The organism is Promineifilum sp. (SeqCode), from assembly GCF_041918635.1.
Lineage (GTDB): Bacteria > Chloroflexota > Anaerolineae > Promineifilales > Promineifilaceae > Promineifilum.
The window spans coordinates 1-10,348 of record NZ_JAYRVJ010000438.1 but is presented as its reverse complement, the minus strand read 5'-3'; the positions used below and the strand labels follow the sequence as shown (position 1 = coordinate 10,348).

The 10,348-nt window shown below is 64.9% G+C and carries 9 protein-coding genes; 1 reads left to right on the top strand and 8 read right to left on the bottom strand.

The window, feature by feature from the left end:
• From ACE3UY_RS13550 to ACE3UY_RS13520, 7 genes are all read right to left on the bottom strand, one after another.
• A partial coding sequence (locus ACE3UY_RS13550) for an acetyl/propionyl/methylcrotonyl-CoA carboxylase subunit alpha (RefSeq protein WP_374688041.1) occupies positions 1-1,363 on the bottom strand: 1,363 nt, incomplete at its 3' end.
• On the bottom strand, positions 1,350-1,700 hold the full coding sequence (locus tag ACE3UY_RS13545) for a DUF5615 family PIN-like protein (protein WP_374688040.1): 351 nt from the start codon (positions 1,698-1,700) through the stop codon (positions 1,350-1,352). The genes ACE3UY_RS13545 and ACE3UY_RS13550, both read right to left, overlap by 14 nt.
• A gap of 21 nt (positions 1,701-1,721) precedes the next feature.
• The gene (locus ACE3UY_RS13540) at positions 1,722-2,027 is read right to left on the bottom strand and encodes a DUF433 domain-containing protein (RefSeq protein ID WP_374688039.1); all 306 of its coding nucleotides are present in this window, start codon (positions 2,025-2,027) and stop codon (positions 1,722-1,724) included.
• A gap of 155 nt (positions 2,028-2,182) precedes the next feature.
• Positions 2,183-3,145 (bottom strand): phosphotransferase enzyme family protein, encoded by a 963-nt coding sequence (locus ACE3UY_RS13535; RefSeq protein ID WP_374688038.1) that lies wholly within the window; start codon positions 3,143-3,145, stop codon positions 2,183-2,185.
• A gap of 152 nt (positions 3,146-3,297) precedes the next feature.
• A complete protein-coding gene (locus ACE3UY_RS13530; RefSeq protein ID WP_374688037.1) occupies positions 3,298-4,455 on the bottom strand; it encodes an acyl-CoA dehydrogenase family protein in 1,158 nt (385 codons plus the stop codon).
• Between the two features lie 102 nt (positions 4,456-4,557).
• On the bottom strand, positions 4,558-5,574 hold the full coding sequence (locus tag ACE3UY_RS13525; protein ID WP_374688036.1) for a TIGR03617 family F420-dependent LLM class oxidoreductase: 1,017 nt from the start codon (positions 5,572-5,574) through the stop codon (positions 4,558-4,560).
• A gap of 25 nt (positions 5,575-5,599) precedes the next feature.
• Entirely contained in the window at positions 5,600-6,514 is a 915-nt protein-coding gene (locus tag ACE3UY_RS13520) for a hypothetical protein (protein WP_374688035.1), read from the bottom strand.
• A 613-nt stretch (positions 6,515-7,127) separates the two neighbouring features.
• On the opposite strand from ACE3UY_RS13520, the gene ACE3UY_RS13515 reads away from it, so the two are divergent.
• Complete coding sequence (locus ACE3UY_RS13515) at positions 7,128-8,849, top strand: bifunctional UDP-sugar hydrolase/5'-nucleotidase (RefSeq protein WP_374688034.1); 1,722 nt, start codon at positions 7,128-7,130, stop codon at positions 8,847-8,849.
• A gap of 79 nt (positions 8,850-8,928) precedes the next feature.
• Here the strand turns inward: ACE3UY_RS13515 and ACE3UY_RS13510 are convergent.
• Positions 8,929-10,348 (bottom strand): acyl-CoA carboxylase subunit beta (locus ACE3UY_RS13510; protein WP_374688033.1); only part of this gene is annotated, 1,420 nt, incomplete at its 5' end.

The window sequence follows — 10,348 nt, the reverse complement described above, 5'->3', positions numbered from 1 at the left end:
TGGGTGGCTGCCAGCCGGGCAAGTGCTCTTCCAGAAAGCGGGTGCTTAGCGCGCCCGCGTCCCTGAACGCCGGGTGGGCCAGGATGGCCCGCAGGTAGGTCTGATTGGTGGTCAGCCCGAGCAGAATGGTGCGGTGCAGCGCGTCATCCAGGCGGCGCAGCGCGTCCGCTCGCGTCGGGCCGTGGGCGATGATCTTGGCCAGCAGCGGATCGTAGTGAACGGTGACGCTATCGCCGGCGCGGATGCCGCCATCCACGCGGACGCCCTCGCCGGCCGCCGGCCGCCACGCCAGAACCTCGCCGGTGACGGGCAGGAAGTCGTTGGCCGGGTCTTCGGCGTAGAGGCGCGCCTCGATGGCGTGGCCGGCCGGCGCGAGATCGGCCTGCGTCCAGGGCAGCGCCTCCCCTTCGGCCACGCGGATCTGCCACTCCACCAGGTCGAGGCCGGTCACGAACTCGGTCACCGGGTGCTCGACCTGCAAGCGGGTGTTCATCTCCAGGAAGTAGAAGCGCCCTGTCTCGTCCAGCAGGAATTCGACCGTGCCCGCGCCGGTATAGCCGATGGCCGCCGCCAGGGCCACAGCCGCCGCGCCCATCTCCGCCCGCAGCGCGGCATTGACGGCGGGCGAGGGCGACTCCTCGATCACCTTCTGGTGGCGGCGCTGCACCGAGCACTCCCGCTCGCCCAGATGCAGCACGCGACCGTGGCTGTCGCCGAACACCTGTATCTCCACGTGCCGCGGGCGGAGCAGGGCGCGCTCCAATAGTAGGTCGCCGGAGCCGAAGGCGGCGCTCGCCTCGCGCCGCGCGGCGGCCAGCGCGTCCGGTAAGTCAGCCGGCGCGCTCACCAGCCGCATGCCCTTGCCGCCGCCGCCCGCTGTGGCCTTGACCATGATCGGGTAGCCAATGCGTTCGGCTTCATGTTTAAAGGCTTCGTCTGTCTGGGCGGGGCCGTCGTAGCCGGGGATGACCGGTAGGCCCAGGCGGCCAGCCAAGACGCGGGCGGCGCGTTTGTCGCCCATGGCGGCGATGGCCTCGGCCGGCGGGCCGACGAAGATCAGTCCCGCGTCGACGCAGGCGCGGGCAAAGGCGGCGTTCTCGGCCAGGAAGCCATAGCCGGGGTGGATGGCGTCGACGCCGGCCCGGCGCGCCGCGGCCAGCATGGCTGGAACGTTGAGGTACGAGTCGGCCGCCGGCGCAGGGCCGAGGCGCACGGCGGCGTCGGCCTCCGCGACGTGGAGGCTGTGGGCGTCGGCGTCGGAGTAAACGGCCACGGCCCGAATGCCCAGTCGCCGGCAGGCGCGGATGACGCGCCGGGCGATTTCGCCGCGGTTGGCAATGAGGAGAGAGTTAAAGCGGCAGATACTCAACGTGGTTCTCAAATTCCTCGGAAGTACAGGTGGCGGCAATGAGGATAATGTCCTCAATAAGCTGGCCGATGGGGGCGGATTGTGGGACTTCAATGATGCCCACCAGCGACTCACCTGAGCGCATACGCTCGAAAGCGTGTCCGGTCATTGTGCTGACGTCGTGGGTCAGCAGAATACGGTTGTTTCGGGTTGCCCAATCGAGAATGGCCGGGTCTGATGCGCCGGCCAGAGGGGTGTCCTGGGCGCGGATCACGTCCAGATCGGGTTGTCGGCGCAGGAGGCCGCGCACGATGCGGTTGTTGAAGTCTTCATCGGCCAGAAACCTGAGCATGGGCAGCGCGCAGACAGGGTATTAGCGGTTTTGTTGCTGCATGGCCTCTCGTCGCTCCAGGAGAAGTTGTCGAAAAGCCTGGTACTCCGGCCTGGCTTCGATCTCCTGCCGCACGACGTTGGCCTCTTTGGCGCGTTCGGCGATGTATTCATCGACCTCTGCCCGATTACCCAGGTAGTAAGCGATGACGGCATACACGTTGCTCAGATCGAGGGCCGGATATTGGGACACGATCTCTTCGGCCGAGTAGCCCTCGTTGAACGCATACACGACGGTATCCAGCCGAACGCGCGTCTGGCCGACACGGATCACGCCATCATCCGTCATTGAAAGAGGAACCGCCATTGTCGGAGCCAGAATCATTTTGTACCTCGGCCGCTCAGAGTAGCCACATGTACCCATCATTATAGCACGCAGTGCTGTGTGGGCGGGCTCTTTTAGCGAACAGTCCAACTACTGAAGTAGCACCGGGTGGAGCACAGCTAGATCGACCCCACAAACGTATGCCCCACCAACCCATCCTCCCGCGCGAACATGCCCATCAGCCACACGCGCCGGACGGTCAGGAAGGGGGCGATGGCGGCGTGTTCCGCGTCGGCCAGCGGCCGAACGGCGTAGTAGCCGGCAAAGAACGCCTCCGAGCGCTCGGCCGGGGCGTGCATCAGGTTGGCATTGGAGAGGAATGAGGCGATGTCGTAGGCGCGCCAGCCCGGCCCGCACAGGTCGAAGTTGAAGAAGGTCGGTTCGTTCGTCTCGTTGAAGTAGACGCTGCTCTGGTGGAAGTCGCCGCCGATTGGCCCCCAACTGTCGGGCGCGGGCGCACTCCGGCCGAGCAACTGCTCGAGTTCCTGGCGCGCCTCCTCGGCCGCCGTCAGCACCAGATCGACGTTGGCCGCCCGTTCGTCCGTCCAGTTGTGCCGGATGCGCTCCAGGGGCCGGTCGAGCAGGTAGGCCAGGTCAAGCGGCTTGCGGACGTGAGTAGGGGTGTAGTCGTTGGAGGCGACGTGAATCCGCGCCATCCACTCGCCCATCAGATAGAGTTGATCCAGATCTTTCAAGGCCAGCGCGTCGCCATGGGCCAGGCTGAACAGGGCGTAGTAGCGCACGCCTTCGGGCGCATCGAGCCGGCCTAGATAGCCGCCGTCGCGGCGCTGGATCGGATAGGAGACGGGTAGACCGCGCCCCTTGAGAAAGTTCAACCAATCTAGTTCGTACAAGTAGTCAGATTCCACCCGCCGGAAGCGGTCGCCCTGCTGGTAGATGCGGAAGGCGTATTGGACGCCGTCGCCGGTGGTCACCAGATAGTGATCGTTGTCCTGGGTGCGCAACAGCTTGCTGAACAGCCGCGCCGTGATCGGCCGGGCGCAGTCGTACTCCTCGGCGATCAGATCGGCCGCCGATTCGGCGGCGATAAATGAGCGGGCGATGCGTACTTGGTTGGTCATTCGCGTACTCCGGTCGGTTAGTCGTCGGTTAGTTGTTAGTTCCTAGTTGTTTGTCGTTGGTCGTTTATCGTTGGTTGCCGTCCTGTAGGCCACGGTAGCCGTTGGAGCGGGCAGCTTCTCCCTGCTCCCCTGCTCCCCCGCTCCTCTGCGCCTCACCGTCCAGGGAGTATATTCTCATACTTGGCGATAATCCCCAACATGATCTCGTCCGCGCCGCCGCCGATGGACAACAGCCGGGCGTCGCGGAAGTAGCGGGCCATGGGGTACTCCTCGACGTAGCCCATGCCGCCGTGGAACTGGACGCAGGTGTCGGCTACCTCGCGCGCCAGCCGGCCGGCCTTCAGCTTGGCCATCGAGACCTCCTTGGTCACATCCTCGCCGGCCACCAGCAGCCGCACGCAGTGGTAGTTCAACTGGCGCAGCGCTTCGACCTCGGTCAGCAGCTCGCACAGACGGAAGTGGATGTACTGGTTGTCGATCAGGGGCCGGCCAAAGGTGTGCCGCTCGCGGCAGTAGGCGATGGTCATGCGGATGATCTTGTCCATCCCAGCCGTGCTCATCAGCGACCCGGCCAGCCGTTCCTTCTGGAACTGCTTCATTTGCAGGATGAAACCCATACCCTCTTCGCCGATGCGATTGGCCTGGGGCACGCGCATGTCCTCGAAGGTCAGAATAGCCGTGTCGCTGGCGTGGTTGCCCATCTTCTCCAGCTTGCGGCTGACGTGGAAGCCGGGCGTGTCGGTGGGCACGACGATGAGTGACATGCCCCGGAAGCCGCGCTGACCGCTGGTGCGGGTCAGCAGGGTCACGAAGTCGGCCTGGGTGCCGTTGGTGATCCACATCTTGGAGCCGTTGATGACGTAGTCGTCCCCATCCGCCACGGCCCGCGTGCGGATGGCGGCCACGTCGGAGCCGGCGTCAGGCTCGCTGACGCCGATGGCCGCCACCTGATCGCCGGCGATGGCCGGAACCAGGAAGCGGCGCTTCAGGTCGTCGCTGCCGAACTCGGCCAGGGCGGGCGTGGCCATGTCGGTGTGGACGGCGATGCCCATCGGCACGGCGGCGCAGTCGGCCCGGCCCAATTCTTCCAGCAGAACGGCGCTATACCAGTAGTCCACCCCACCGCCGCCGTACTCCTCCGGGTAATTCAGCCCCAGCAGGCCGAGGTTGCCCATCTTCTTGAGCACGTCGCGGGCCGGCCAGATGCGCGCCGCTTCCCACTCCTCGACGTGGGGGTTAATCTCCGTCTCCACAAACCGGCGCACCGTCCGCCGGAAGGCCTCGTGTTCCTCTGTGAAGTAGCTAAACATCGAATACTCCCAGAAATCATCCGCAGATTTCGCAGATTACGCAGATTTTAGAAAGTATCTCTCAAAATCTGCGTAATCTGCGAAATCTGCGGATGATTCCTCTTAACTCCTAAATCCTCGAATGGTCGCGGACCAGCCGGCGTCGTTGATGCCCGGTTCGTAAGGCAGGTAGTAGCTAACCCGGTCGAGCAAGTCGCCATAGCGGGCGCGGATGAGACCGGGCAGCGCCGCCCACGAGCCGGTGACGGCGAACGTGTCGAGCATCTCGTCGCTGATCCGGCCGGGCATCTCGTCCCACCGGCCGGCGCGGGCCAGTTGGCCCAATTCCTCTGACGCGCCCTCCCAGCCGTGCAACGCGAGCACTGAGCGGTAGGCGGGCGTGCTCATGTAGAAGGAAAGTTGCTGCCGCACGTGGCCCTCGGCCGTCCGCGCCTCATCCGGGTCGTCGGTGGGGATGGCGAAGACGGAGGTGTTGACGGTGAAATCGGCCCGCGTCCGGCCGCTCTTGGCCAGCCCGGCCTCGATCTCCGGCAGGGCCAGCTCGCGCAGGTACTTCACCGTGTGCAGGGCGTGGATGTGGACGCCCTCGCAGTGCGACCCGGCCAGGCGGAGCATCTGTTCATTGACGGCGGCGATGTAGATGGGCGGCGGCGGGTAGTCGATAGGGCCGGGGTTGAAGAAGGGGGTCATCAGCATCAGCTTGAAGAACTCCCCGGCATAGTCGAGCGGCGCGCCCGTCTGCCAGCAGTGCCAGAAAGCGCGGATGGCCTCGATCGTCTCGCGCATCTTCTTGATCGGCTTCTCCCACTTGACGCCGAAGCGCAGCACGTTGTGGGCCTTCACCTGCGCGCCCAGGCCGAGCACGAAGCGCCCCCGTGAGAAACGCTGCAAGTCCCAGGCGGTGTAGGCCAGGATGGCCGGGCTGCGCGGGAAGGCGACGGCGATAGCCGTGCCTAGCGTCATCTGCCGGCTGTGCTCGGCGGCCAGCGCCAGATTGAGGAAGGGGTCGCTGGCCGTCTCGGCCACCCAGAAGCCGTCGAAGCCGAGCGCCTCGGCTGCGGCGGCGTAGGTTGGCATCTGCTCCAGTTGGGGCTGCAAGAACGAAACGTCGATCTTCATGATAGGCTCCCCCTATGCCGGCGGTTCAAACCGCCGTTTCGAGTTGGCGGCCGAGCGCGCCGATGTCGTCGCGGACGGCTAACACGCCGGCCGGCGACAAATGTGCCCACGGCGCGTAGAAGTAGGCGTCGGTTTGCGCCTCGACCGTCGCGCGGACGGCGCGACCGTCATCGGTCAATTGCCAACCGGATTCACTCTGGCTGATCCAGCCCCTGGCGCGGAGTTCCTCCAGCGCGGCGGCGTAGTCGGTGGCGCTGTAGCCGCGGTAGGGCAGGGCCTCGAACAGCGCGTCAGCCGTCGGCGCGCCGCCCGCGACCAGGCTGAACGCCTCCCAGACATATCCCTCGACGCCCAGGCCGCGCCAGGAGGCCATGTGGCAGTCGTCGCGGAAGGCGTTGAAGTCGGCGACGTACTGGAACAGACATTCGGCGGCCGACGCGTCGTCGGCTGGGGCGCGGCGGCGCGAGTGGGTCAATGACCACGTCCCCGGCGGGTCGCCGGACAGCAGGCTGCGGTCGAGGAGATCGCGCAGGCGGCGCTCTAAGCGAGTCAGCGGCTCGGCCGGCAGGCGGAGCGCCGCCAACCGGCGCGCGCGGTTAGCGCGGATGCGGTCGAGCGCCGCGCGCCCTTCGAAACGCAGGAAGTACTCGTCGCCGCGCCGGTCAAACCACTTCTCGGCGGCCATCACCTCGAGCAAGGCCGCGACGATGCGCTCGGAGGCGTAGATATCGCGGACGCGCAGGCGCTCGACCGTCAGTGGTTCGGGGTCGAACTCGGCGGCCTGGATGAGGAACCAGGCCGGACTTTCGGCTTGCCCGGCCTGTAGCTGCAAGATGGCGGGAGGAGGGGCAGCGGACTCGGCCGCAGCGGCAGTGGTCATGGCCCCGGCGAACGCGCCCCACAACGATTGAATCAGGTCATAGAGTTCAGCGTTCAACATGGCCTTCTCGTGGGCGCGCCCTGCCCGGTTTGTACGGCGGGCCTACAGCACGATCACGCCGGCCACGATGGACAGCACCAGGGCGATGATGCCGCAGGCGGCCAGAATGGCGATCATGATGGCGATGGGCAGGATGATGCTCGGCGCGTTTTCAGGATCCATAAGGGTGTGCTCCGTTTAGTGGATATGGGCGGATTGTACTCGGGATCGCCTGAGGTGCAACGCGCTTCGCAAGTGCTTCGCACCTGAACCCCTGATGAGACAACCGCCCGTCCACCTTGGTCATTTCACTCATACCAGATAGTATATAAGTCAATCGTCTCCTGCTCGTTACGAAACTCACGGCCTTGACTGGGAAAGTGGCGTCGAGCGTTACGAATCTCGACTTGCATCTAGGCATAAAGGAATAGATAATTTCCACCAGTCTGTAAGGGCATTTGTAAGGTTCCATGTTATAATGTGCATTAGGGCCGTCTGTGTGCTGTTGACGTGCCCTTTTAGCCCCGTTGGCCGCGTCGCGCAACCCAATGCTTCTCCCGATTGGGCCGCTTGGCGGCGAACAGGGTATGGTCCAATTCCCAACATCTTTTTGTGTAGTGGAGGATGCATCTCTATGAACCTGCGTACGTTGCGTCGTTTCCTGCCTCTGGCGCTCCTGGCCCTTGCGATGGTGATGCTCGTCGTCGCCATCGGCCCGGCCGCGGCCGCGCCCGCCCCCAATGCCAGATTGGTGGACATCCAAATCCTGGCCGTCAATGACTTCCACGGCGCTTTGTTACCGCCGGGAACAATCGCCACGCCCACCGGCAACGTCAATGCCGGCGGCGCGGAGTATCTGGCGACGTGGCTGAAGACCATGAAGGCCCAGAACGAGCGCACGGCCATTGTGTCGGCCGGCGATATGATCGGCGCCACCCCGCTGCTCTCAGCCCTGTTCCATGACGAGCCGACTATCGAGGTGTTCAACGAGATCGGTCTGGACTTCAACGCTGTGGGCAACCACGAGTTCGATGAGGGGCTGATGGAACTGTTGCGTATGCAGCGCGGCGGTTGCCACCCAGTGGACGGCTGCCAGGACGGCGACCCGTTCGGCGGCGCTGACTTCCGCTATCTGGCCGCCAACGTGTTCTATGAAGGCACGAACAAGACCATCTTTCCGCCCTTCCGCGTCATGACGTTCAAGGGCGGCGCGAAGGTGGCCTTCATCGGCATGACGCTGGAATCTACTCCGACAATCGTTTCTCCCTCCGGCGTAGAAGGGTTGGAGTTCAAAGACGAGGCCGATACGGTCAACCGGCTGGTCAATGTCCTCAAGCGTCGCGGCGTCGAGACCATTGTGGTGCTGGTGCACGAGGGTGGCTACCCGTCTCTGGGCACTGAGTACAACGCTTGCCCCGGCATTTCGGGCCCGATCGTTGACATTGTCCAGCGCACGAGCGATGAGGTTGACCTGTTTATCACCGGTCACACCCACCAGGCCTACAACTGTGTCATTGACGGGCGCGTTGTGACCAGCGCTGCTTCCAATGGCCGTCTGGTGACTAAGGTCATCATGACTGTCAGCCGCAAGACCCAGGAAGTCCAGGCTATCACGGCCGAGAACGTCATCGTAGCGCAAACCGTGGCCAAGGACACGGCCATCACGGACCTGATCGCCAAGTACAACGCCTTCGCCGCGCCGTTGGCTAACCGTGTCGTTGGCTCCATCACGGCTGACTTTGTGCGTGGCGCGACTCGCGGCGTCGAGTCCAACATCGGCCGCCTCATCGCGGATGCCATGTTGGACGCGACCGATGATCCTGACACCGGCAACGCTCAAATCGCCTTCATGAACGCCGGCGGCATTCGTGAAGACTTCCTTGTCTCCGACATCTATGGCACGGAAGCGCCGGGTGTGGTGACCTATGGCGAGCTGTTCGCCGTCCAGCCGTTCGGCAATGCGATGGTCACGATGAGCCTGACCGGCACGCAGATAGACCAGGCGCTGGAAGCGCAGTGGATCGGCGTAAACCCGGTTCCGGGCAACAAGCTGCTGCAAGTATCGGAAGGCTTCACCTACAGCTATAGCGCCGCGGTGGCCGCCAATCCGGCCAACGCCGGCAACGTCGTGGACATCAACACGATCATGCTCAACGGTGTGCCGATTGACCCGAACGGCGTCTATCGCGTGACGGTCAACAGCTTCATCGCCGATGGCGGCGACCAGTTCCCCGTCTTCATCCAGGGCACGAACCGCCTGGGTGGCGCGGTGGACACGGACGCCCTCGAGGCGTACTTCGCGGCCCACTCGCCGCTGACGCCCGACCCGGTAGCCCGCGTCACCGTTCTGCCGTAACCCTATCCCTTAACAGACCTGTCAGGTCTAGCCAGATCAAAAGCGCCGGAATCTGAACTCCAGATTCCGGCGCTTTTGGTTACATGCGAAATACGCCATACCGCGGCGGCCCCTGGGTGATGTAATCCACATTGTGGGCTACCGACAGGCCGATGCTCAGGGCCATGCGCGTGTCGCGTGGGTCAATGATGCCGTCGTCCCACAGGCGGGCTGTGGCGTAGTAGGGGGAGGACTCCGTCTCGAACTTCTGGCGGGTCATCATCTGCATCATGCTGATCTGATTAGCGTCTGGCGTCTGGCCCGCCTTGCGCGCCCGTTCCTCCTGGACGATGCCCAGCACGCCGGCCGCCTGCTCCCCGCCCATCACGGCCACGCGGCTGTTGGGCCACGCCCACAGGAAGCGCGGGTCGAGCGCCCGGCCGCACATGGCGTAGTTGCCCGCGCCGTAGGAGCCGCCGACGATGACGGTGAACTGCGGCACGGTCGAGGTCGCCACGGCGTTGAGCATCTTGCTGCCGTGCTTGATGATCCCCTCCTGCTCCGCTTGCGCGCCAACCATGAAGCCGGTGATGTTCTGGAGGTAGATGAGTGGCGTGCGGGTCTGGTTGCAGAGCTGGATGAACTGGGCGGCCTTGTTGGCGCTCTCGGAGAAGAGGACGCCGTTGTTGCCCAGGATGCCCACCGGCCAGCCGTCCAGGTGGGCGTGGCCGGCGATGAGCGTCGCGCCGTAGTCGGGCTTGAACTCGAAGAAACGCGAACCGTCCACCAGTCGGGCGATGATCTCGCGCACGTCGTAGGGGATGCGCGGGTCGGCCGGGACGATACCCAGCAACTCTTCGGGGTCATAGGCCGGCGGTTCCGGCGGGGCGCGACGGGCGAGGGCTGCCGCCGGCTTGGGCGCGCCCAGGTGGGACAGGATGAGCCGGCCCAGGCGCAGCGCGTCGGCGTCGTTTTCGGCCGTGTAGTCGCTGACGCCGGAGGTGTGGGCGTGCATCTCCGCCCCGCCGAGCGTCTCGTCGTCGCTCTCTTCGCCAATCGCCATCTTGACCAGCGGCGGCCCGCCCAGGTAGACGGCGGCCTGATTGCGCACCATCACTACGTAGTCGCTCATACCGGGGATGTAGGCCCCGCCGGCCGTGGAGGAGCCGAAGACCAACGACACCTGGGGGATACCGGCGGCCGACAGGCGGGCCTGGTTGGCGAAGGTGCGCCCGCCGAGGATGAAAACTTCGTCCTGGTAGAGCAGGTTGGCCCCGGCCGACTCGACCAGCGAGATGCAGGGTAGCCGGTTCTCAAAGGCGATCTGCTGGGCGCGCAGCGATTTCTGGAGGGTCATCGGATAGACCGCGCCGCCCTTGACCGTGGCGTCGTTGGCGAAGATGAGGCACTCGACGCCGCTAACCAAGCCGATCCCGGTGATCTGCGAGCCGCCGGGCGACTCGCCGTTGTACATTCCCTCGGCGGCCAATGGCGAGAGTTCGAGGAAGGGCGTGTTGGGG